Source organism: Desulfofustis glycolicus DSM 9705, from assembly GCF_900130015.1.
In the GTDB taxonomy this organism is placed as follows: Bacteria; Desulfobacterota; Desulfobulbia; order Desulfobulbales; family Desulfocapsaceae; genus Desulfofustis; species Desulfofustis glycolicus.
In genome coordinates, this window is sequence record NZ_FQXS01000032.1 from 23,891 (window position 1) to 47,847 (window position 23,957).

General features: G+C 52.7%; 20 protein-coding genes and 1 pseudogene. 16 read left to right on the top strand and 5 right to left on the bottom strand.

Annotation, left to right across the window (positions count from 1 at the left end):
• Entirely contained in the window at positions 1-576 is a 576-nt protein-coding gene (locus tag BUC26_RS19095) for an electron transport complex protein RnfA (RefSeq protein ID WP_073378676.1), read from the top strand.
• An 18-nt stretch (positions 577-594) separates the two neighbouring features.
• Positions 595-2,730 carry an FAD-dependent oxidoreductase gene (locus BUC26_RS19100; RefSeq protein WP_084540775.1) on the top strand — a complete coding sequence of 712 codons (2,136 nt, stop codon included), beginning with the start codon at positions 595-597 and terminating at the stop codon, positions 2,728-2,730.
• Positions 2,731-2,882: 152 nt separating this feature from the next.
• On the opposite strand, the gene BUC26_RS19105 is transcribed toward BUC26_RS19100, so the two are convergent.
• Positions 2,883-3,455, bottom strand: a complete 573-nt coding sequence (locus tag BUC26_RS19105) for an Lcl C-terminal domain-containing protein (protein ID WP_073378680.1) — start codon at positions 3,453-3,455, stop codon at positions 2,883-2,885.
• Between the two features lie 844 nt (positions 3,456-4,299).
• Between BUC26_RS19105 and BUC26_RS19110 the strand changes: the two genes are divergently transcribed.
• A complete protein-coding gene (locus BUC26_RS19110) occupies positions 4,300-5,238 on the top strand; it encodes a 1-phosphofructokinase family hexose kinase (protein WP_084540776.1) in 939 nt (312 codons plus the stop codon).
• Positions 5,239-5,267: 29 nt separating this feature from the next.
• On the opposite strand, the gene ftsH is transcribed toward BUC26_RS19110, so the two are convergent.
• Positions 5,268-7,136: an ATP-dependent zinc metalloprotease FtsH gene (ftsH, locus tag BUC26_RS19115; RefSeq protein ID WP_425267087.1), complete on the bottom strand. Its 1,869-nt coding sequence runs from the start codon at positions 7,134-7,136 to the stop codon at positions 5,268-5,270.
• A gap of 603 nt (positions 7,137-7,739) precedes the next feature.
• On the opposite strand from ftsH, the gene BUC26_RS19120 reads away from it, so the two are divergent.
• The 3 genes from BUC26_RS19120 (at position 7,740) to BUC26_RS19130 (ending at position 10,677) form a co-directional block, all read left to right on the top strand.
• Positions 7,740-8,645, top strand: coding sequence for a TIGR01777 family oxidoreductase (locus BUC26_RS19120; protein WP_073378686.1), 906 nt, complete (start codon positions 7,740-7,742; stop codon positions 8,643-8,645).
• Between the two features lie 172 nt (positions 8,646-8,817).
• Positions 8,818-9,669, top strand: a complete 852-nt coding sequence (locus BUC26_RS19125) for an HAD-IIB family hydrolase (protein WP_073378688.1) — start codon at positions 8,818-8,820, stop codon at positions 9,667-9,669.
• 72 nt (positions 9,670-9,741) lie between these two features.
• Positions 9,742-10,677: a radical SAM protein gene (locus BUC26_RS19130; protein ID WP_073378690.1), complete on the top strand. Its 936-nt coding sequence runs from the start codon at positions 9,742-9,744 to the stop codon at positions 10,675-10,677.
• 170 nt (positions 10,678-10,847) lie between these two features.
• On the opposite strand, the pseudogene BUC26_RS19135 reads toward BUC26_RS19130, so the two are convergent.
• Positions 10,848-11,659: pseudogene (locus BUC26_RS19135) on the bottom strand (ZIP family metal transporter).
• 135 nt (positions 11,660-11,794) lie between these two features.
• A complete protein-coding gene (locus tag BUC26_RS19140) occupies positions 11,795-13,291 on the bottom strand; it encodes an acetyl-CoA hydrolase/transferase C-terminal domain-containing protein (protein ID WP_073378692.1) in 1,497 nt (498 codons plus the stop codon).
• A 663-nt stretch (positions 13,292-13,954) separates the two neighbouring features.
• Here BUC26_RS19140 and BUC26_RS19145 point away from each other — a divergent pair.
• From BUC26_RS19145 to BUC26_RS19180, 8 genes are all read left to right on the top strand, one after another.
• Positions 13,955-14,896, top strand: coding sequence for a universal stress protein (locus BUC26_RS19145; protein ID WP_073378694.1), 942 nt, complete (start codon positions 13,955-13,957; stop codon positions 14,894-14,896).
• A gap of 444 nt (positions 14,897-15,340) precedes the next feature.
• The gene (nhaD, locus tag BUC26_RS19150) at positions 15,341-17,152 is read left to right on the top strand and encodes a sodium:proton antiporter NhaD (RefSeq protein ID WP_073378696.1); all 1,812 of its coding nucleotides are present in this window, start codon (positions 15,341-15,343) and stop codon (positions 17,150-17,152) included.
• Positions 17,153-17,456: 304 nt separating this feature from the next.
• Positions 17,457-18,959: an FAD-dependent oxidoreductase gene (locus tag BUC26_RS19155; protein ID WP_073378721.1), complete on the top strand. Its 1,503-nt coding sequence runs from the start codon at positions 17,457-17,459 to the stop codon at positions 18,957-18,959.
• A 69-nt stretch (positions 18,960-19,028) separates the two neighbouring features.
• Complete coding sequence (locus tag BUC26_RS24565; RefSeq protein WP_073378697.1) at positions 19,029-19,373, top strand: cytochrome c3 family protein; 345 nt, start codon at positions 19,029-19,031, stop codon at positions 19,371-19,373.
• A gap of 26 nt (positions 19,374-19,399) precedes the next feature.
• Positions 19,400-20,599: an MFS transporter gene (locus BUC26_RS19165; protein WP_073378699.1), complete on the top strand. Its 1,200-nt coding sequence runs from the start codon at positions 19,400-19,402 to the stop codon at positions 20,597-20,599.
• A 111-nt stretch (positions 20,600-20,710) separates the two neighbouring features.
• Positions 20,711-21,394 carry a Crp/Fnr family transcriptional regulator gene (locus tag BUC26_RS19170; RefSeq protein WP_073378701.1) on the top strand — a complete coding sequence of 228 codons (684 nt, stop codon included), beginning with the start codon at positions 20,711-20,713 and terminating at the stop codon, positions 21,392-21,394.
• Positions 21,395-22,042: 648 nt separating this feature from the next.
• Positions 22,043-22,240: a hypothetical protein gene (locus BUC26_RS19175; RefSeq protein ID WP_073378703.1), complete on the top strand. Its 198-nt coding sequence runs from the start codon at positions 22,043-22,045 to the stop codon at positions 22,238-22,240.
• Positions 22,241-22,280: 40 nt separating this feature from the next.
• Positions 22,281-22,721, top strand: a complete 441-nt coding sequence (locus BUC26_RS19180) for a DUF1810 domain-containing protein (protein WP_073378705.1) — start codon at positions 22,281-22,283, stop codon at positions 22,719-22,721.
• Positions 22,722-23,042: 321 nt separating this feature from the next.
• Here BUC26_RS19180 and BUC26_RS19190 read toward each other — a convergent pair whose 3' ends face one another.
• The gene (locus tag BUC26_RS19190; RefSeq protein ID WP_143166077.1) at positions 23,043-23,231 is read right to left on the bottom strand and encodes a DUF2237 family protein; all 189 of its coding nucleotides are present in this window, start codon (positions 23,229-23,231) and stop codon (positions 23,043-23,045) included.
• 141 nt (positions 23,232-23,372) lie between these two features.
• Here BUC26_RS19190 and BUC26_RS19195 point away from each other — a divergent pair, with 141 nt between their 5' ends.
• Together BUC26_RS19195 and BUC26_RS19200 are read left to right on the top strand one after the other, a co-directional pair.
• The gene (locus tag BUC26_RS19195; protein ID WP_073378711.1) at positions 23,373-23,675 is read left to right on the top strand and encodes a cyclic nucleotide-binding domain-containing protein; all 303 of its coding nucleotides are present in this window, start codon (positions 23,373-23,375) and stop codon (positions 23,673-23,675) included.
• A 59-nt stretch (positions 23,676-23,734) separates the two neighbouring features.
• A partial coding sequence (locus tag BUC26_RS19200) for an IS3 family transposase (protein WP_073378712.1) occupies positions 23,735-23,957 on the top strand: 223 nt, incomplete at its 3' end.

Sequence of the window (23,957 nt, forward strand, 5' to 3'; positions counted from 1 at the left end):
ATGGATCTTTTTTATCTTGCGATTTCATCCACCTTCGTCAACAACATTCTGCTCGCCCAATACCTTGGCCACTGTCCGTTCCTTGGGGTCTCCAAACGAATCGGGACAGCCCTCGGCATGGCGGCGGCCATTATTTTCGTGACGATCCTGTCGGCCATCTTCACCTGGTCGACCTTTACCTACGTTCTCCGCCCCTATGGGTTAGAGTTCTTGCAGACACTGACCTTTATCCTGATCATCGCTTCTCTGGTGCAGCTGGTGGAGATCATCCTGAAAAAGAAAAGCAAGGCGCTCTACAATGCGCTTGGCGTCTATCTCGCGCTGATTACCACGAACTGTGCCGTCATGGGTGTTGCACTGCTGATCACTCGAAAGGAACTCGGTTTTATCGAGATGCTCGTCTTCGCCATCGCCAGCTCGGTCGGTTACGCGCTGGCCCTGCTGTTGTTTGCCGGACATCGGGAACGACTGCAGATCTCGGCGATCCCGAAAAGCATGCAGGGCACGGCCATCGCCCTGGTCACCGCCGGGATCATGTCGCTGGCATTCATCGGCTTCAGGGGAATGGCCGCCTAGTAAGAAAGGAGAATCATCGTGACCGCACCAATTTTATTACTGACCGGAATTGCCTTTATCGCCGCCATCATTCTCGGCATCGCCTCACGATTGTTTTTTGTTGATGAGGATCCGCGAATCGAAGCCGTGGCCAATCTCCTTCCCGGCGCCAATTGCGGCGGCTGCGGCCAGGCCGGCTGCAACTCTGCCGCCGAGGCGATCGTCGCCAGAAAAGTCGAGGTCAATGTCTGCGTGGTCGGCGGCACCGAAACCGCCGAAGAAATTGGAGAATACCTCGGCTACGATGTGGCCGGCGCCGAACCGATGCTCGCCTGCTCGTCCTGCGAGGGCGGCTACCGGGCTGCACGCAAGTACCACTACTCCGGCCTGCAGGATTGTCGCGCCGCCCTGCAGCTCTATCATGGCTTCATCCGCTGCGAAAACGGCTGCCTCGGTCTCGGTTCCTGCGAACGGGCCTGCCGCTTCTCGGCAATTCGTATGGATCCCGAGAGCGGCTTGCCGATTTTCGATCCGGAACGCTGTGTCGGCTGCGGCAGTTGCATCGAGACCTGTCCCAAGGGAATCATTTCCCTAGTCGGCGAAAAAACCAAAATCCTTCACTGGAACCAGTATACCCAGTGTTTGTCACCCTGCCGGCAGCGCTGCCCGGCCCAGATCGACATCCCCAAATATCTGGCACACGCCCGACGTGGGGAATACGGCGCTGCCCTGAGCGCCATCAAGGACAAGAACCCGTTGCCCGTGTCAACGGGGCGGGTCTGCCCGGAATTATGCGCGACCCAATGCCGGCGAACCATCAACGACGATCCGCTGGCCATCAATTCCATCAAACGGTTCGTATCCGACTGGGAGCGGAGCAGCGGTAAGCGCATTCCGGTTCCCGTCGCCGCCGATACCGGTCACAAGATCGCCGTCGTCGGCGGTGGGCCGTCGGGATTGTCCGCCGCCTACTACCTGCGACGACTCGGTCATCAGGTAGAGATCTTTGAGATGATGCCGAAACTCGGCGGTATGCCGCGATACGGCATCCCCGAATACCGTTTGTCCGAAGAACAACTTCAGTGGGATATCGACGGTGTGCTGGAACTCGGGATAACGGCACACACCAACGTGACACTCGGCAAGGATTTCACCATTCAATTCCTGCTGAAAAATGGGTTTGATGCGGTGTATCTGGCAATCGGCGCCTGGCACGGCCGACTCCTGCCGCTGGAAGGCAAAGAGCTGACCGGAATCTACAGCGGTATCGACTACCTCAGGCGTTTTCATACCGACGAAGAAACGATCACCGGCCAAAACTTCGTCATTATCGGCGCCGGTAACGTAGCCATGGACTGCGCCCGGTCTGCATTGCGCACCGGAGCGTCCAGCGTACACCTGATCTTTCGCTTCTCACGCGATTTGATGGAAGCCAACGCCCACGAAATAGCGGATGCCGAGAAAGAGGGAGTGGTCATGAGCTGCCTCGTCTCCCCCGTGCGCTTCATCGGTGAAGGCGGTCGCCTGACCGGGATCGAAGTGCAAAAGGTCACCCTGCAGGAAAGAGCCGGCGGCGGCCTGCCCGATGTCATCCCGGTCGAGGGGTCGAACGAAGTGCTGCCCTGTGATGTCCTCATTCAGGCCGTCGGTCAAGCCGCCGACCTGAACGACATCATCGAGGCCGACGGTTTGGCAAAAACCCGTTACAACACCATTGATGCCGATGAGGAAACGCTGCAGACCTCTCTACCGGGGGTCTTCGCCGGCGGCGACTGTTATTCCGGCCCACGTCTGCTCGTTGAGGCGATTGCCGCAGGCCGATACGCCGCCCGATCCATTCACTATTATGTGACCACCGGCGAAATTCCTGCGATCGAATACCGACAGCGCGAGATGATGGCTCCGGCGATGATCGATTCACTGGTCAATGTGGTACCGCAGCCGACCAACGCGATCAAGCCGATCATCCCGCTGGAAGAGCGCATGGCAACGTTCCGGGAAGTCGAAGGCACGATTTCCGAGCGACAGTGCCAGCTGGAGGCGACCCGCTGTCTCAATTGCGGCATCTACTGCTACGACCAGGACGACCTGCCGCTGGACCAACTGCGGATTGCCAAATCGTGCCCGAACGAACCGCATATCGTTGAGAAGGAGAAAAACGCTCTGGCGGCCTGATCTTCCGCGTTGCTTGTTTCCCCGTCAAGCTACCAAGCAACCGGAACGTATTGACTTTCAAACCAAGGGTGCCAATGGCCCCCTTGGTTTTCGCGTCTCACGCTTCAAGAGTAGAAAGGTTAACGGCTGGCCCTTGGTCGGGAACTGACGGTTCATTCGCCGTCTCTTACCGGCCAGGCATAGCCATCAAAGACCTTGATGCTGTCGATCACTCTGCCGACGCTCAAGTCCACCATCCAGGCACTGTTACTATCGCCTTGAAAATCTGTGCTAGTCCAATAATTAACATCGCCCAAACCGCTGTAATGAAAGGATCTCAATTGCGTGAACGGATGTCCTTCGGGCAGGGCCGGACGGGATTGAGACGTGTCCAAAAGACTGATCAGTTCTTCCCTCGTTGGCAACCGCCACCCTTTTTTTCCACCTACCTCGACATCCTGACAAAATCTCTTTGCCTCCTCACAGGGCACCGCTTTTCGCAAAATTTCAGTATTTCTTGCCCAGACAAGACCCGTTTGTTTATCCAAAACAGCCTCGCCGCTCATCACGCATGCAAAGCGGCTTGAATTGCACCCATCGGCTTCGCCGTCGTTCGCCGGCAGCACCGCATTCTTGTCAGGCACAGGAGGGATGATAAATTCCTCCGCTGAAGCGACAAGAACCAGAGAAAAGAGAACAAACGCAACAATACCCAACAATGCCGATGATTGATAACACGTTCTCATGACAGCTCCCTCCTTAATTGTGCGGTTCAAAACCGCTTTTTTGAGTTTCTGAAACGGAAGAGATGAGCTGAATTCACAGGTGTCAAACGGAAATTAACCACGTAACCTAACATTTCAATGCCACATTGTTCCGGTTCAACGGAAAAACTTTCTGCCGGCTTGGTGACCATGACAAGTACACCACCAAAGAGAAATCGAACAGCGTGTAAAAACGGAATAGAATTTTATCCAATTTCAGCATCTTAGGACCTGATTGAAACCGACCTGCAGACTGAATGGGGCGCCGTAGGATAGCTCTAACGGCACCGATAGTCTGCCGATATCGCGCTTCACCGGAACGGTTGTTATCTCATTTTTTAAACCGTTGTAAGCTGACGCCCAGCCTCTCTCCCAGATCCGCACCTATACCGAGACCGGTCGAGGCGCAACCAGGTATGCTATTTGCTTCTCAACCTGCAATGGCAAACGACATCCCGACGGTGACGGCCCAAACGCGCAAAATGTGAGTAACAGAAGTATTTTCGGAATACGCCGACCACGGTACGTGAGTGCGCGCCCGTAAATCACCCGGCAAGCGGCAGCTCTTTCCCGAATAGTGCGTTAGCGGATATCTCGTGACGCTGTCGCTGTCTCAGGAACAGAGGGCCTGAAGGGACTCGCATGCCAGAGCAGAAGCTTGATAAACTGAAATAGAGGAGCACTCCGGACAACATTCAGAGCAATCAAGACCTGGTCCGAACCGACAGGAATTGTCCAACTCTGCAGGACACGTGAACCCCATTTTATTCCACACTGGCCCTCCGGTTGTCCATCAAGAAGATCCTTTCACAACTGGAGACTGCCTATGATATCAACACTAACCATGAACCCGTGCCTGGATATCAGCGGAGAGATCCCCCGTCTGATTGCCGACCAAAAATTACGGTGCAACACAGTCCGCCGAGAGCCGGGAGGAGGCGGCATCAACGTGAGTCGCGCCGTACTGCGCCTTGGCGGCGAAAGTTTGGCAGTTTTCCCTGCCGGTCAGGGCGGTGGAAACCTCGTTGAAAAAATGCTCCGGGAAGAGGGGGTAACGTGCGAAACGGTATCCCACCAAGGCTACTTCAGGCAAAGCTTTGCCGTTCGGACCACCGATGACGGCCGGATCTACCGTTTTGCCCTGCCCGGCCCTGAAATAGAGCAAACGACCTGGCAAACCTGCCTCGACAAGATCACCGAAGGCGCCCCACCCGCCTATCTGGTCCTCTCCGGTACGCTCCCGCCCGGGGTACCGGAAGATCTTTACGAACGGATCGCCGATCATTTTCGCGACCAACCGACCAAAATAATCCTTGATACATCGGGAACGCCGCTTCGTCTGGCTCTGAACAGCAAGCTATTTTTGATCAAGCCGAACCTGAGAGAACTCGAGGATTTCTGCAGCTGCCAACTGGATGACGAAACCAAGCAGGAACAGATCTGCCGCACACTCGTCGATAGCTATGACTGTCATGCGATCGTCCTTACCCTGGGCGCAGCCGGAGCACTACTGACAACGGCGGATGACCAGTTCAGAGTTCGCGGTCTGAGAGTTGAACCAGTCAGTCCGGTCGGTGCCGGAGACAGTTTTGTCGGAGCCATGACGCTCTCGCTGGAACAGGGTGCTTCATTACGACAAGCCTTCCTCTATGGAATGGCCGCCGGAACGGCTGCCCTGATTACACCGGGGTCAGAACTCTGCCGCAAGGAGGATACTGAAAACTATTACCGGCACCTCAATGAGATGCATGACCCCTCCACCTGACGCCCATGATTGGAGATCACAACTCCATCTCAACCGGCATGAGTGGTTTTTTCGGAGTTGCCGGCGTCGGTGCGGAAATGATCGCCAAGACCGTCCAAATCGAGGAGCCGCTCCACCTCCCCGGCGCTCAAAGTTTCCTCACTGATCAGCGTCTCAGCCAGCAGATCGAGTTGTTCCCGATGGTGCTCGAGCAATTCCTGGGCTTGTTTGCCCGCCTCTTCCAGAAGTCGCCTGATTTCCGCATCGATCTTCTCGGCGGTGGCTTCACTGTAATCCTTCTCTTCGGTCAACTCGCGTCCGAGAAACGGATGGGGCTCCCCCTTCTTGAATACCATCAAGCCGATGGTCTCGCTCATTCCCCACTGACAGACCATCCGGCGGGCCAGGTGTGTAGCGTTTTTCAGGTCGTCCCCGGCGCCGGATGATATATCGCCGAAAACCAGCTCTTCGGCTGCCCGACCGCCGATTAGCACCGTCAGGCGATCCAGCAGGTACGTCCTGGAGAGATTATGCCGCTCCTCCTCCGGAATCTGCTCAGTCGCGCCCAGCGCCCTACCCCGGGGAATAATGGACACTTTGGCGAGCGGATCTGCCTTGGGGAGCAGCAGCGCCGTCAGCGCATGGCCGGCTTCATGATAGGCGACTATCTCGCGCTCCTGCTCGGAAAGCCGGTCCTCCCGCTTGATCCCCATGATAATCTTGTCTCGGCTCTCGTTGAAATCCTCTTCATCAACACGCTTTTTCCCCTTTCGCGCAGCCAGTAAAGCCGCCTCGTTGACCAGGTTTTTCAGGTCCGCCCCGGAAAAACCGACGGTTGCTGAGGCCAACAGATCAAAATCAACCCCTTCTGCCAACAGCACTTTGCCGGCATGCAACTCGATAATTTTTTTCCGTGCCTCCTTGCGCGGCAGATCCAGGTGAATCTGTCGATCGAATCGACCCGGGCGGATCAAGGCCGGATCAAGGACATCCGGTCGGTTGGTCGCCGCCAGCACGATGACCGACTCCTGTGGGCTGAAGCCGTCAATTTCAGAGAGTATCTGATTCAACGTCTGCTCACGTTCATCATGACCGCCGCCGATACCGGTGCCCCGCGCCCTGCCGATCGAATCGAGTTCATCGATGAAAATCAGCGACGGGGCATTTTTTTTGGCTTTCCCGAACATATCACGAACCCGTGAGGCGCCGACCCCGACAAACATCTCGACAAATTCCGAACCGCTGATACTGAAAAACGGTACCCCCGCCTCTCCGGCGACGGCACGGGCCATGAGCGTCTTACCGGTTCCCGGGGGACCTGCGAGCAGAACTCCTTTGGGCAATTCCGCACCTATTTCCTGGAATTGCTGCGGATCTTTCAGGTAGTCGACCATCTGCCTAAGTTCGTTCTTGGCATTTTCCAGGCCGGCCACATCTGCAAAAGCAATATCGACCTCCTCCGACCGTATCTCCTTCGCTTTTGATTTGCCATAGCTGAACGGCCCGCCCGATCCGCTGAACTGAGCTCGCATTCTTCTGTTCAGATAGACAAACAGGCCGATGATCAGTATCCACGGCAACAAGGTGATGACCAGCGCCCGCAGCCAGGACTGTTCGTCCGGCCGGGCGGTAACCTCCACACCGTGTTCTTCGAGAAGCGCCATCAGCCCCGAATCGTCAATATCAGGTACCACGGTTCGGAACCGCTGCGGTGGTTCACCAGTCGCCTCACCAGTATCTTCACCCTCGTTCAGATAACTGCCGACGACCTTGCTGCCGGTCATCTCGATCGACGCTACCCGGTCTTCTTTTATGTCCGTTTTAAAGTGCGAATAAGAAATCTCCTCGATCTGCCGGTCCTGCCAGAATGCCATGTAGCCATAGGAAATGATCAGCCAGAGCAGGAAAAACAACAGCATTCGCACCCAGAGCGGATACTGTTCCAGCTGATTGTGCTTTGGCGTCTGTTCGTCCTTCATATGGGTATCCTGTCGGTAATGGGGAGCTTGAAAATTTGGAATTTCTTTAAATTTCGAATTTTTCAAACTCCCCTAATGATTGTTTGTACCCAAGAGTCCGCGAACGTTTTGAAACACCGCGAACGGTACTAAACAGTTCAATACCTGCGCTTGTCGTCAAACCTCGAACGGCTCCCGGGAAAAGTACCCTCCCGGTATTGGGCAAGAAATTTGCAAGAACCATACCGAGCTGCCGACACAGGTCGGCAGCTCAATACTCTGCCGTCAGCCGCGCTCGGGATTCACGGGCCGCTTCACCAGGCAGCGGGTACAAAACCATTGCCGACCGGCCGACTGACCAACGATCGCGATTATTGCCTGCGGGATAGTGGTGTCCAGCCCGGGAGGACTGATTCACTCCATTGTCATTTGCCTGATCAGGACAATCGTGCTTATGGTAGGTTCCATCAGGAGTCGACCGGTTGTCTTGTCCGGCCGGCGCACCCCGATACACCGGCAGCAAATTTCGGCAAAGGCAATCAAACAAGATCCTCAGGAGGAGCAATGAAGATATTTATTACCGGTGGCCTCGGTTTTGTCGGCAGCCACCTTTGTCAGGCTCTGCTGCAAAGCGGCCACGAAATAACCGCCGTGGGCCGGCGACGAACCCCCGGCAACATGATCAACCATCCCCTCTTCACCTATCTGTCTGCAGACACAACCAAGCCCGGGGAGTGGCAGCAACGGTTGGCGGATCAAGAAGTGGTCGTCAACCTGGCCGGTAAATCGATCTTCACCCTGTGGACTGAAAAGGCCCGCAAGGAAATCTATGACAGCCGGATCCTGACCACCAGAAATCTGGCGGAAGGCCTGGCGGGTCGGTCCGATGTGACCTTTCTCAGCACATCTGCCATCGGCTATTACGGTGATCGCGGCGACGATCTGCTCACCGAGGACCAACCACCGGGAAGCGATTTTCTGGCCATGGTCAGCCGGGACTGGGAACGTGAGGCGTTGCAGGCGGCAGCCGGTGGCAACCGTGTCGTCCTGATGCGTTTCGGCATCGTTTTCGATCGGGACGGCGGGGCGCTGGCCTCGATGATTCCGGCTTTCAAATTCTTTCTCGGCGGCCGCCTGGGAAGCGGCAAGCAATGGTTCCCTTGGATACACATGGACGATCTGGTTGCGGCCTGTGCCTTTGCAATGGATCAGCCAGACCTCTCCGGTCCGGCAAATTTCTGTGCTCCGCAACCGGTACGCAATGCCGATCTGACCAGAATGCTGGCCGGAAAACTAAAACGACCGGTGATGCTGCCGACACCGTCCTGGATGATGAGGGGGCTGCTCGGACAATTCGGACAAACTTTGCTCAACAGTCAGCGCGGTAAGCCAGAGGCATTATTGCAGTCCGGTTTCTCTTTTACCTACGAAACGCTCGAGACCGCTCTTGATGAGCTCCTCAAAAACTAACCCCGTATCATGATGGAATTTCACGATGACTCGCCCTTATACGGTGCTTTCGATAGACTTCGTTGGACCTGCTTTTTTCATCCCGCCGATCGGCAATCAAGGCCATGTGCGCTGAAAGCCGACTGTGTCGGCGGGGGGTTACCAGATAAAGGGAAACGGAGTTTTGTAATCAATGGAAACGATACTTCTGTGCAGTGATCTGGACCGTACCCTGATTCCCAATGGTGCGCAACCGGAGTCCGCTCACGCCAGACCGTTGCTGAACCGGCTTGCCGATTACCCGAAACTGCGCCTCGGCTACGTCAGCGGCCGCGACAAAAGACTGGTGCAGCAGGCGATCTCCGAATATAATCTGCCCCAGCCCGATTTCGTCATCGGTGACGTCGGCACGACACTCTATCGAATCAGGAGCAATGACTGGCAGGTCGATTCTGATTGGCAGCACCACATCGGCAAGGACTGGAACGGCCTGACGCGAGACGATATTGCAGAGTTGCTGATCGACCATAGTAGTCGCGAGTTATGGCTGCAACCACCGGAGAAACAGAACACGTACAAACTGAGCTATTTCACCGAACCGGACATAGACAGCAAAAAACTCACCGAGGATTTGCATACGATCCTGCAGGCCAATTCCGTATCCGCCAATCTGATCTGGAGCAGGGACGAGGCGGAAAATTGCGGACTGCTCGATATCCTGCCGGCAAGTGCCAACAAGCTCGAGGCGATCCGTTTCTTGATAGAGCAGGAAGGAATCGAGGAGAGCCGGACCGTCTTCGCCGGAGACAGCGGCAACGATCTCGACGCTCTTACCAGCGGCCTTCAGGCGATCCTGGTTAAAAACGCAGCAGATGATGTACGCCGGCAGGCCGTTGCCGCCCTTGAACGAAACAAGATGGTCGACAGGCTCTACCTGGCCCGCGGCGACCTGCTTTCTCTCAACGGCAATTACTCCTCGGGGGTTATCGAAGGGCTCGCCCACTTCTTTCCCGAGATACTGGCCTGGCTCGAACAGTCGGGCTGAAGAGATATGCTCAGCTCCTATGGCGAAGCAGTCCGGAACCCTGAACCTTCATATCGGAGAACAACTGGAAACATGTATAAATACCTATTCGGGCCGGTACCATCCCGGCGCCTCGGCATGTCCCTTGGGGTCGATCTGGTGCCCCCCAAAGTTTGCTCGCTTGATTGCGTTTACTGCGAGGTCGGCAAGACCACAGAGTTGACGCTCAATCGGCGGGCCTATATCGATTCGGTCGCCCTCAAAGCAGAGTTGGAAGATTATTTTGCCAACCGTCCAGCACCCGACTACATCACCTTTTCGGGTTCCGGGGAACCAACCCTGCATGCCGACATCGGTGCAATCCTGCAGTTCATCAAAGACCGACAGCCGGAGATTCCCGTCGCGGTACTGACCAACGGCACCTTGCTTTCCAATCCCGCCGTCAGGAAGGAAATTCTCCCGGCCGACCTGGTGCTGCCCTCTCTCGATGGTGCCACCGAGCGAACGTTTCGGCGGATTAATCGTCCGGCCAAAGGACTTACTGCAGCATCCTGCATTGATGGACTGGTTGCCTTTCGCAAGGAATTTAGCGGCACCATCTGGTTGGAGATTCTTATCCTGCCCGGCTACAATGACGACGAAGCCGAGCTTCGTGCATTACGGGATGCAATCGTTCGGATTGCGCCCGACACCGTGCAGCTCAATACGCTGGATCGCCCGGGAACCGTGCCGAATCTGCGAGGCGCGACGCTGGCCGAACTGCAGCGGGTAAAAGAATTTTGGCAACTCGACCAGGTCGAGATCATTGCTGCCGCGGCAACCAGAAAACGTTCGCAGTCCTACCGCAGCGACACTGAAACAGCAATTCTGGAAACCATTGCCCGAAGACCCTGCACCTTAGAAGACTTGGCCGCCATCCTGGGACTTCATGCCAATGAGGTGAACAAATACCTCGATGTCCTCGATAACGAGGGGAAAATCGTTTCAGTGCGGCAGCCGCGGGGAATCTTTTATAAACGAAACGGATAGCCTTTATCGGCAAGAGTACCCCAGCGAATCATCTCGTCTGGAATCATGCCTTCTCGACGTGAGCAAGCAAGGCCAGGCGGGGCGGTAGAGTACCGGCACCAATCTTCCTGCTTCTGGACCACAGTTCTGTACCCAAAAATCAATGGCGATGTCCAGCTTGGAATCGGTATTCATCCTAACCCGACGTCAAGCACCATCATCACCGCAAAACCGCACATAGTGCCGATTGTCGCGATGTCCGTATTTTTTTCCAATTGTGATTCGGGAATAAGTTCCTCCACGACGACATAGATCATGGCTCCGGCAGCAAAAGCCAACGCATAAGGAAGGAGCGGCTGCATAGCGATGACCGCAAAAGCGCCAATCACCCCTGCAATGGGCTCTACGATTCCGGACAACTGACCATACCAAAGCACTTCAGCCGTGAGAATCCTTCACGTCGCAGGGGTACGGAGACAGCTGCACCTTCAGGAAAATTCTGCAATCCAATACCTACCGCCAGGGCCACTGCACCGGCCATGGTGGCCGACGGCAGATCGGCGGCCAACGCCCCGAAAGCCACGCCTACAGCCAATCCTTCAGGAATGTTGTGCAGGGTGATAGCCAAGACCAGAAGGACACTGCGGTGCCAGCCGGTTTTCACACCCTCGGCCTCTGATCGTGGAAATCCCAGATGGAGATGAGGCAGACACTCGTCCAACACCCACAGGAAGGCCCCGCCGGACAAAAAACCGATGGCGGCAGTCAACCAGGCCCGATGCCCCATATCTTCCGCCATGTCAATAGCCGGAGCCAGAAGAGACCAGAAGCTTGCCGCGATCATCACGCCGGCAGCAAAACCGAGCATGCCGTCCAGCATTTTCCGGTTGATCTCTTTAAAGGAAAAAACGACCCCCGCCCCCAGGGCCGTCAAGAACCACGTAAAGCACGTGGCCACAAAAGCCTGCATCACGGCATTTAATTCTAAAAACCATTCAACCATAAAAGGCCCTCGAATCAGTTGATGAGTAAATCGTTACCGCCTCTCTACTTCATTTCCTGCTATCGTGCACCTCACCCATTCTCCTGCCACCGGCCTTCTGATTTGATCAACACTCGGAACGTTCTCTGATTACCCTTACCCCTTCTGCCGCATATCGCCCTTTTCCATGAACAGTTGATGCATGAAAAACGACTTTTCAAGAATATGCGGTTCATGCCCGCCTCGCTCTTTGACCGCTCGCTGGAAATAGTCCCATAACTGATCACGAAAATCAGGGTGGGCACATTTATGGATGATCTGCTCGGCAACCTGACGCGGGGTCAGTGGGCGGGTATCGACCAGGCCGTATTCGGTTACCACCACATCCACCGAATGTTCCGAATGATCCACATGCGAAACCATGGGGACTATGGCTGAAATCATGCCTCCCTTGGCGGTAGAAGGCGTTACCATCATCGTCAGAGCGCCATTACGCATGAAATCCCCCGATCCGCCGATCCCGTTCATCAACTGCGTGCCCATAACATGAGTGGAATTCACCTGACCATATATGTCGATCTCGATGGCAGTGTTGATGGCGATAACTCCCAGCCGGCGAATCACTTCCGGCGAGTTGGAGATTTCCACCGGCCGGAGCACGATTTTCTCTTGGTAACGGTATATTTCATTAAAGAAGCGCGCCCGGGCCTTCTCCGACAGGGTCAAAGCGGAGCCGGATGCCGCTCGGATCTTCCCAATGTCGATGAGGTCGAGAACGCTATCCTGGAGAACCTCAGAATAAATATCGATAGAGGAAAAGTTCTTATCTTCGATGAACCCGGACAAAACAGCATTGGCGACATCGCCGACACCGGCCTGCCAGGGTAGTGACGGCGGGATACGGTCTTTCTTGATCTCATGTTGGACAAACTCGAGGATATGTTCGGCGATTCGTTTAGAGTTAGAATCGGGCGGCATAAAAATCGGACAATGATCCTTCTCGGTGCTGAAGAGGATGGCCACGACTCGGTCGGGGTTCATATCAATGAAGGGTTTGCCAATCCGATCGGCGGTACGGTAGAGCGGAATGGGTGTCCGGTATGGCGGATCTTCAGGAATAAAGATGTCATGAATACCCTCCTGGAGCGGCGAGCTTTCAGATATTTCCACGATAATTTTCTTAGCTTCCCGCATATAAGTAGGCGTGTTGCCCACCGACATAGTGGGGATCAGGTGGCCTTTTTCGGTGATAGCTGCAGCCTCTACCACGGCGACGTCGCACCGGCCCCACTCCCCGGCTCTGACTTTGGCCGACAGCTGGGACAGGTGGTCGTCCTTGAAGGAGATTTTCCCGAGGTTGATTTCCTGTCGCATGAATTTGTCACTCATGTAAGGCCGTCGCCAGGCCACAAGGTTGGCTCGGGCAAGAATTCCGTCCACCATGTCGCCGGTCGAGGCTCCGGCAAACAGATTAATTTTGAACTGCTCACCGCTTTCCGCCCGCCTCACCAGTTCCTGGGGAATCAATTTGGGATAACCGGCGGTAAACCCGGAAATAAAGAGGTTTGTTCCGTCGGCGATGTGCTTGGCAGCGGTCACAGCATCGGTAATCTTGTCCTGCAACGGTTTAAAACGCACCCTGTCGGTCAACATGTCGTTAGCTCCCTGTTTTCTTAACACTAAAACTTCCTAACCTCCCGCCCGAGGCGCACCTGCTTTGGTTCTCTTCGGCGGAGGATGGGTGGTGGCTATGTAGTTCTATCCCGCAGATTTTGAATACATCCATGGGCATATGGATTTTATGCCAGACTTTCAAAACTAAGGCACGAAGATTGTGACCATCACTTGGAGGGAGCGTCGTTCACGAAGGCGGCAGTCAAGACCTCAGCCCACAGACATTGCCACAGCCCCTGCTTGCTTCGATTTCGCCACCGTCTGTTTTTTTCTATCCGATCCTGATAGCCACCCCAATACTGGTAGCGCTGATGCTGATGATCTACACTTCCGTTAAATCTGTTAGGTGCAAAGCAAAATAACAGTCAAGTGTAAAGTCTGCTGACAGATATAGTTAGTTCATTCCCTGCTCTCTCCCCTCTCTCCTTATCGAACACTCAGGCCAGCTTCCGGTTTCAGCCCACAACTGCTGCATGATCAGCATCCCGTAAAGTGTAGCGCATGCCCAATCTTTCTGAATTTCGTTCAGTTGGCACTCTTTTTGGATAGCGCCTCCTTACTGGAATGAAAATTTTCGGCCTGAACATTATCCTCGGTTGTTCGCACAAGGCCGTCTCAACTTTACAAACATGGAGAGGCTCAATGGAAGACGGAAACAGAAAAGTACTGATAGCGGTAAATGGAAGTGATGATTCAATGACAGCAGTTCGTTATATCAGTGAATCGCTGCCCAAAAGAGGATCGGAACTAACCCTCTATCAAGTCATGAGTGCGATTCCCGAAGAGTTCTGGGATCTGGAGAGGGATCCGGTTTGGATAAAAAAAGTCGAGGTTATCAGGTCCTGGGAAGTCGAACAGAAAAGAAGATCTTCCGCTTTCATGGAGCAAGCACGAGCCGTATTCGAAACATCAGGTTTCCCGGCAGATGCTGTTTCATTCAAAATCGGTGAACAAAAAGAAGGGATTGCCCGTGACTTGATCTCGGAATGCAAGAATAATTACGATGTTCTGGTTATCGGTCGCGGTGAATCTGCGCACGATACCAACATGCCGCTTGGCGGTGTTACCAGCAAACTGCTTGCTAACGTCTCTTCAACCAGTGTCTGGATGATGGGTGGGAAACCGCATTCGACACGCATTCTCATTGCACTTGATTCCTCTCCACGAGCAATCCATCTTGCCGAACATGCTGCCAAGATGTTTGATTGCCGCAAGCTGTCAATTACACTTTTCCATGCGGTACGGGGTATCTCGGTATCGATGCAAGGATTGGAGTCCATCTTTCCGGACGATTATGCGAAAAACATAACCCAAGACGCACAAGCAAAAATCGACCCCATTTTTGACAGAGCCAAGAGCGTACTCATTGAGGCCGGAGTCGCCGCCGACAACATTGCTATCAAGACGGTCAACGGAGTCAGTAGTCGCGCTACTGCCATAGTTGAGGAAGCCGCAAAGACCGGGTGCGGAACAATCGTTTGCGGTCGGCGCGGAGTCACACAGGTTGCCGATTTTTCAATGGGCAGGGTGGCCAACAAACTGACCCAACTGGTTCATTCACAGGCTTTGTGCATCGTTGCCTGAGTTATCACCTATTGGTGCCGGGGGCATGACGAGAATTCATCGCCCCTCCACCATCCAGAGAAAAGAGAACATTCCACGTTTTTTACAACCACTGTCGGGGTTTTGTGAGCGGCCTCCTCGTTGAGATAAAGGGGAGCTTGAAAAATTCGAAATTTCGTTAGGGAGCGAGGCACGCAAGAAAATTTTACCGTAGGCATATACATGATATTCCGAGGATAAATTCTGATTGCACAACGATGAGGTTGGGCGGAACGACAATTTTTCAAGGCTCCGTCCAGTCCAGTGACAGTCTGTATATCAAAGCGACGTTAAGCCATGTATTGAAAGAAATCAAAGCTGGTGGCATCATAACCCGGCTGGAGCAACACTCGTTTCTGTCAATCGGGGTATGGCAAACTGTCGGCAACGATTGCGCTGTATTTCTTCTTTCCAGGTTATCAAATTATGTCAAACCTGACCACAGAACTTGCAAGTGTTGCTACCGCTGTTGATCTTACCGGAACCGTTTACGGTTATCTGGCTATTCTGCTATTCGCGCTGGCGTATATTCTTGTTCCTTTCGAGAATGTCATTCATTTGCGAAAGAGTAAACCGGTCCTATTGGCCGCCGGTCTTATTTGGATACTGGTGGCGCTCGCCTATCTTGGCGCTGGTGATACCCATACCGCTCATGAGGCCATCCGGTCGAGCCTTCTTGAATATGCTGAACTGTTCTTGTTCTTGCTGGCGGCCATGACCTATATCAATGCTATGGAGGAGCGCAATGTTTTCCAGGCCCTCCGCGCTTTTCTCGTATCCCGAGGGTTTTCCCTGCGCATCATTTTCTGGTTGACGGGGTTACTGGCATTTTTGATTTCTCCCATAGCCGACAATCTTACCACGGCGCTGCTGATGGGTGCCGTGGTTATGGCGGTGGGTGGGGATAATAAAAAATTTGTCGGTCTGGCATGTATCAATGTGGTCATCGCCGCCAATGCCGGAGGGGCATTTTCTCCGTTTGGCGATATTACCACCCTCATGGTCTGGCAAAAGGGCAAGGTGCATTTTGCTGAGTTTTGGGTCATTTTCTTTCCATCTCTGGTGAACTGGTTAATCCCGGCAGCGGCGATGAGCATGGCGATTGTCAATACCGGCCCTAAAATGCTGGATGAAAAAGTCTCGATGAAATACGGGGCACGGGCAATCATGGCCTTTTTTCTGCTCACTATCACGACAGCGGTATGTTTTCATAATTTCCTGCATTTACCGCCGGTGGTCGGGATGATGCTGGGGTTGGGCTTTTTGGGACCGCTCTCCTATCACATCAAACTCCATGAAGGCCGGTCGGAGAGATACGATTATATCCTTGGCACCCGGGGTGCCGAATCCATTAATCCAATAACCACCATTCTGAAGAGCAAACTGGAATTGTCTGATATCATAGAAAAGGTGGCGATGCCGGCCTTTGCCATCGATAACGATCACAACATCACCCATTGGAACAAAGCCTGTGAAGAATTTACCGGACTGCCAGCCCCGAAGATGGTGGGAACCCGTAACCAATGGCAGCCATTCTATGACAAAAAGCAACCGGTGATGGCTGACCTGGTTCTCAACTATATGCCGGAAAAGGCAATCGAACGGCATTATGCCGGACACTTTAAAAGGAGTACCTACTTCGATGGCGTCTATGAGGCGACCCGCTTTGTGCCAAGCCTTGGCGAAAATGGACGTTGGATCTGTTTTACCGGGGCACCATTGAAGAATGCCGAAGGGAAGGTGGTCGGCGCAGTGGAGGTAATCGAGGACTACACCGACAAGGCGGCCGCCGCACGTCAATTTGATCTTATGAAAAAGATCTCCCGAGCCGAATGGGATACGCTGCTCTTCTTTTACGGGGTGATCATGTGTGTCGGCGGTCTTGCCCAGTTTGGCTATCTTGCTGTCATTTCCCAGTACATGTATCATGATTTGGGGGCGACCACCGCCAACGTTTTAGTCGGACTGTTGTCGGCGGTTGTTGACAATATCCCGGTGATGTATGCCGTGTTGACCATGGATCCGTCCATGTCGCATGGGCAATGGCTGCTGGTAACCCTGACCGCCGGAGTCGGCGGGAGCATGTTGTCAATCGGCTCCGCCGCAGGTGTCGCCCTCATGGGTACCGCTCGCGGGGTCTATACCTTTGGTGCCCATCTACGCTGGACCCCTGTTATCCTAATGGGCTATGCGGCCGGTATACTCTGTCACCTTTTTCTCAACGCTCGATTGATGTGAGTGATCGCCACCCCCTGAACTCAGCTCCACCCACTGAACACTACCTCCGCCAAAATATCTTGGGCACAACAACCGTCTCGCACATAAACACGCCGGAAACTCGTTTATAATCCTCTACCGGCACAAAAGCTGGGACCGAAATATTTCAAACGATTTTTTTCCAGTTGTATCCCGGTATACGTTTTTTTGAGCGTTTTTCTTCTAAACTTATGCCCATGCTACGAAACATCGTTCACCGGAACCGGTGCTGCAAATGAGCAAGGCAAAATACGGTTTCCTAACAAATCCATTAGGGAGGATGCACATGAGAAGAATCACTCAACACGCGGTATTATTATGCCTCTTATTCCAGTTAGTCGCTTTACCGGCTTTCGCGGAGAAAAACCTCTCAGCTGATGTCGTAGTAATCGGCGGGGGAGGCTCAGGAATTGTCGCGGCTTATGCCGTGGCACAAGGCGGCGCGCAAAGCGTTATCGTGCTGGAAAAACAACCGGCAATAGGGGGAACCGCAAAATATGCGGAAGGAATTTTTGCCGCTGACAGCAAGATTCAACAGGAGCGCAATATCCTGTTGCCCAAGGATGATGCCTTTAAAATGATCATGAACTATAGCCATTGGCGTGCCAATGCGAAATTGGTTCGGGCTTTCGTTGACAAATCGCCCGAAACAATCGAATGGCTACAAACCCAAGGGGTTGAATTTGCGGAGTTGACATCCAACTATCCGGGAGGACTCCAGTCTTGGCATATCTTCAACGGTCGTGGCAAGGGCATGCTCGACGTGCTGACCCAAAAATTCCCTGAAATGAATATTCAGATAATGACCGAAACTCCTGGCAAAGACCTTATCATCAAGGACGGTGTAGTTGCTGGGGTCGTCGCCGAAAATCGCGACGGAGAGACACTTAATATCCATGCAAAAGCAGTTATTGTCGCAACAGGCGGTTTTTTGAACAACAAAGAAATGATGAGCAAATATACCCGATTCCCAGATGTCATCCCGGTGGGCAACGTCGGCAAGACTGGTGACGGAATCCAAATGATGCTTTCGGCCGATGCCGCAACTGAAGGGATGGAGGTTGTCCAATCCTATCGTCCTGGCTTGAGTGGTGAACCGACAACGTCTCACCTTCTGGCATCCGTCCGGCAACCGTACCTCTGGGTCGATACCAAAGGCGAACGGTTCTGTGACGAGATGGTCATCTTCCAGTGGCCGTTTGCCGGTAACGCACTTGAACGTTCGGGTGGATTAATGTTTGCGATTTATGACGCAAACACCAAAAAGTACATGATTGAAGACGGCATTGACGTAGGTGTCGGCGTCATGGTTCCCGTTAAAACAAAGCTGGCTAATCTGGATAAAGATCTGCAGCGCGGAATTGCTAATAACGTTGCCTTTACTGCAGACACCATCGAAGGACTTGCCGAAAAAATGGGTGCCCCGATTGATAACCTGAAGGAAACAATTGAACTGTACAACAGCTTTGCCCAGCAGAAACATGATGGGCAATTTGCAAAAGATCCGAAATATCTGCGTGCGGTAGTCACTCCTCCGTTTTTTGCTGTCGAGGCAAGACCGATGGCGCTCGGCACGTTGGGCGGAGCCAAGGTTACTCAGGATATGCAGGTTCTTAGTACGCAAGGCAACGTAATCCCCGGACTGTATGCGGTCGGAAATGACGCCGGTGGCATGTATGGGGACAGCTACGATCTATTAATGGCCGGAAGCACTATCGGATTTGCCGTGAATTCGGGGCGTATGGCTGCCGAACACGCTGCCGAATATATAAAAACGGTCCAACAATAAATCAACTATCGATCCGAACGCAGGCCGGAAAATCGAGATTCCGGCCTGCGTTTACAAGGGAGGCAGCCAGTGTTACGCAGCATATTGATATGCTTATGCACGGTATACCTAATCGGTCCGTTCAACGCGCGAGCAATCGAAGTCAACCAAATCCATCGGGAAAACGACATTACTTGCAAAAATTGCCACGAAATCGACGAACCTGAGAAACGCGCCTCAGATCAGGCCTGCATTGACTGTCATTCTGCAGTTCCCGGCTCTGTCAAAACCTACGCTGATCGCGGCATGGAACTTTTGGTTAATATCCACGATTCCCATGAAGGTCAACTACGATGCACTCTCTGTCATCACATTCATGAACCATCGGATTTGTATTGCAACAGCTGTCACGAGCTTGAAATAATAACGCCGTAGCAAGGCTTTGGGTCTTTTCAAGAACCATGGGACGGAAACGGTTGTTTTGGTATCTATTTCTGATCAACTTCGCCTTAGCCTTAGGGTATGGTATCGTTGATACTTTTTTCTCCATTTACGTCCTATCCCTCGGAGCCCAAGGTTTTCTGCTCGCATTCAGCGTTACGGTTTATTCACTTGCCAAAGCCACCTGCTGTCTTTTTGCCGGCTCACAGCTTGAGCGAATGGGGCTGGCAAAATCCTTTTTGGTTTGTATAGGCATGTATTTGGCCGTTTCTTGTGGCTATTTACTTGCCAACGGCCTCTATGCAATCGTCCTGCTGCGCTTTTTCCAAGGTATTGCCTGCGCTTTGTTCCGACCCGTCCTGTTGGCCATGGTTCAGCAAACGATTCCACGTAACCAGACATCCACAGTACTCGGGACCTTTGATATTTCCTTTTACTGTGCCGTTGCACTCGGACCATTGACCGGCGGCTTAATCAAAAGCTCATGGGGGTTCCATGGAGTTTTTACCACGCTTTTCGTTATCTGTTTAGCAGCCACTGCATTAGCCTTTTATATATTCGTTAGCCAACCACCGACGCCGAAAACCACCTTCTCATCCTGCAGACAAACCGGTCGAACACCTAAATGGCGTTGCCCAGGACGGGGACTCACCGGTCTTCTTCTCTTTATTTTTGGACGAGCCTGCGGGATTTCCGTTTTACTCGTTTTTCTCCCTATTTTTCTGACCAGTCAATTGAATCTTGGCGACACCCGCATCGGCCTGGCAATGGCGTGTTCCACGATAATGCTCCTTATCCTGCTTCGGCCTGCCGGTAAGCTTGCAGATAAAACCTCCCACCGGCTCATGGTGCTTCTCGGCGGCACGTGTTCAGGTATGTTGCTCATCACGATCCCATGGACTGGCTCGTTCGAACAAATTTTACTTCTCACATCGCTCCTGGGGATATGTACCAGCGTATCACAACCTGCCGGTATGGCACTACTCGTCAGGGAAGGAGAAAAATATGGACCCGGCCATGCATATGGACTGTTTTACACTGCATTGCACCTCGGTTTTATATGCGGTCCACTAGGTGGCACTCTGCTGTATCGAACGTTAGGACTTCATTCCGTATTCTATGTTGCCGGAGGTCTTGGCATACTCTCAGCGTTCCTGTTCCTTCAATTGCGCCCCATGCAAAAAGTAGTTGCGGACACTGCACTTTTGGCCCAGTATTGATTCTGTACCGCGGGGACGGGTAGTAATAAAACTATCCCCCTGAGAAATCCACACGAATGGTTATCTCGCCAGCCAGCTATTCGTATGGAGGACTGAAAACGCAAGGATCATATGCGCCAAGTATTCAACTCCGCCCCCTGGATTCCTCCCTCAGAGATAGCCGACATCAAACAGCTATTTTACACCTACGGCACGGTAAAAAAGGTAACAAAAAATTCAGTCATAAAAAGCGGTGGGCAACATAACCGGCTCTTCTTGCTTGAAAAAGGGCTGTGCATGTATCTCGTAAATTACTCCATTGGCAAAACAAGAGTGCTTGCCCTTATTCCTCCTGGCCGCTCTCTCTGTAATATATCCTGTATCTCCGGCGAACGGGTCAACGTCACAACACTTGCCAAAAGAAACACGGACCTTATCTCCATGTCTCCAGCGATCTTGCTTGAACAGATCGCCAAGCGTCAAGATTTGGCCGTTCGTTACATGAAATTTATTATCGCAACCCAAGAAAGTCTGTTGGAGGGCATGATTGCCAATTTTACCCTTTCTCATGAAGATCGCTTGAAGGTTTTCTTCAAGTCGCTGCTCCATTCATTCGCCTTGGAAAACAAAATCGGTATGGTGGAAATTCCAATCCCCCTATTCAATGAAGAGCTTGGCATGATCATTAATGCGACTCGAGTGACCGTAAGTCGCATCAAGAAAAAATGGAACCATCAAGGTCTGTACCAAAAAAAAGACCGAAAGGCTTATATAAACACCTCACTCCTGGCGGATGTTTACGACTGGCATCGGTGAATATCGTCGCCTAAGTTATGTGAACGTGGATAGCGGCGGCATACTGTCCCGTCACTTCCGGCTCAACAGATGACCTCAACAATTGCGGGAAGACCGTATCGTCCGTGAACCGTGCCTCGAATAAAGTGTTGCCTTCCTCTATCTGGTAGAGGACGATCTCTCCCTGAATTGACCGTCACTTTATGCTGTCAAAGCATTCTTTATATCTTCGCTAACGTCGCCAATTCCGAATAATGAGCATAATTGGTTCTATTGGTCTTTGATTCGGGCCGTACTGCTGTCTCGCCGTTTTGTCCATCCATTTCGTTCATAGGGAACAGTCTTACAAAACCTGGACAAATCCATAAGCCTATTCGGTGGATAATTATTGTTAAAAGTCAAGCTATTGCCAAATCACAGACCAACTTCTTCCCAAATCTCAAAAGCCCTTGGGTGACGATTGAATTCTCAGTCAACTGTCGCACTTTATTTGGTTGCAAATCATCAGCTGGAGCTTAGAAATCAGGTCTCCTTCTTGTAGCGCTTATTATGGGGTTGGGAGGATACCGGTTCACTACTTGTTGAATCCTTGTGCTGACGTGACCGGATCGATACAATGGCGTATATCCCTTTGCAGGGTAACCCTGCATTTTTTTTAGGGAGATGTTCATGGACGATTTTGATGAAGATCCGCTCAACCTGCTTGAAAACGATGGTGACGGAGTTAATGAGACCATCCTGCTGTTCGACAGGGATGCTAAAAATCAGCAGCCGCCCGTTGAAAACAGGGGATGCGCAGTAGTCCTGATGATACTGACCTCCTCACTGCTTTCTGCCGGGTTCGGTCTCTACAAGGTATTTACCTGATCCCGGCAGCATTCTTTATCACATCTAAGGAGCCTTACCCATGGCCGCGGCCGACCCGTTTTATCTCGATCGATTTGTGCAAGCCCAGAAAAAGATCTATCCCCAGGTGATTCAAGAACTCCGTCGCGGTGCCAAAACCGGGCATTGGATGTGGTTCCTTTTCCCCCAGTTCATCGGCCTCGGTCAAACACCAATATCCCGAACCTACGCGATAAAGACGCTCGACGAGGCACGCGCCTACGCTCAGCATTCGGTTCTCGGGCAGCGACTGCAGGAATGCACCGAGCTGGTTATTGCGGTTGATGGCAAATCGGCAAACACTATCTTCGGACATCCCGACGACTTGAAGTTCAGGTCCTCGATGACTCTTTTTCTCATGGCAGTGCCCGAAATTGACCTCTTCCAGCGGGCTATCAACAAATATTACAACGGCGAGCAGGATGTCCGAACGCTGGAGTTACTTGAACGTCAACAAACATAATAGCCCCCCGGCAAGATTTCCAAGACAATAGAAACGTTTCCCGGCACAAATACAGACGGATGTTTAAAGGAGAACTGCCCACCGCCCGTTACTTGAACAGTCGGTCGAACATCCGGCCGGGAAATTCGAAGATCAGTCGAAGAAGAGAAACCCTTGCGGATCCTTGAGGTCTCCTCCCAACCCGGCCGATTTTGAAATCAGAGGCAAAACGGTGCCCGCAGGAAGGACATTTCAGGGTGATACCACCGGTATTCTTGGGAATTCTGAGCTGCTGGCCGCAGTCCGGACAGCTCTTGATCGTATGATTTCCTTGCGCGTTGTTCATGTATCGCTACCGGCCGAGTGCTCCAGAAATTCATCGAGGCGAGCGAACTTGTGCGCCGACTCATGGGTGACCATCTGGTCCATTGATGGCGCCATCCCATACTCCAGCGCCTCTTGCCGGCTCGGAGCACAAAGGCACCGGCTGGCACCGCCTTTAAAATTACCCACTGCACGAATGTCGATCATGTCTCTTTTCAAACCCACCATTCAATCGTTGTCAAGAGTTCCATGCTTATCTATAATCGGGAGAAAATTCAAAACTCTTTTTGCCAGGCGGCAGTTTTTTTTACGCCATACAATGATGCTCGTCACCAGAGGACAGAGGATATGAGCGATGACACACGGATGCAGCTGCTGCGCAGTATCGAACTCTTTCTTGGGCTGTCCGAGGAAGAGCTGACACTTTTAGCCAAGCATGCTGCGGAACGGTATTTCGACCAGGGAGCTCTGCTCTTCGAGCAGAGCAGTCCTCTAACCGATCTGTTTATCATTGTTCAGGGCGAAGTCGAGTTGTTTAGTATCGGCTCGTTCGGCGAGCATGATCGACTCGGATATTTCAGTGATGGTGATTTCCTCGGTGAGGGTTCCTGGGCCAGTCATCAGCCGAACGCCACTTCCGCCCGGGTATAGTGGACCCCAGTTTTAAGACAGTAGTTTAAGCTAGACGCAATCCCGAGGAACAGGAAAAGATGAGTGAAGGAAAGAAGAGAAAGTTCCATACTCCCGAGTTCAAGGCCAAGGTAGCTCTGGAGGCATTGCGAGGGATAAAAACGCTCAACGAGATAGGGCAAGAATTTGGGGTCCACCCTATTACGGTTGGGCATTGGAAGAAGGAACTTCAAGAGCAGGCAAAAACGCTCTTTGAAGGAAAGCGAGGTCCTACACCGATCGCGGCACATCGAGAACCTGAAC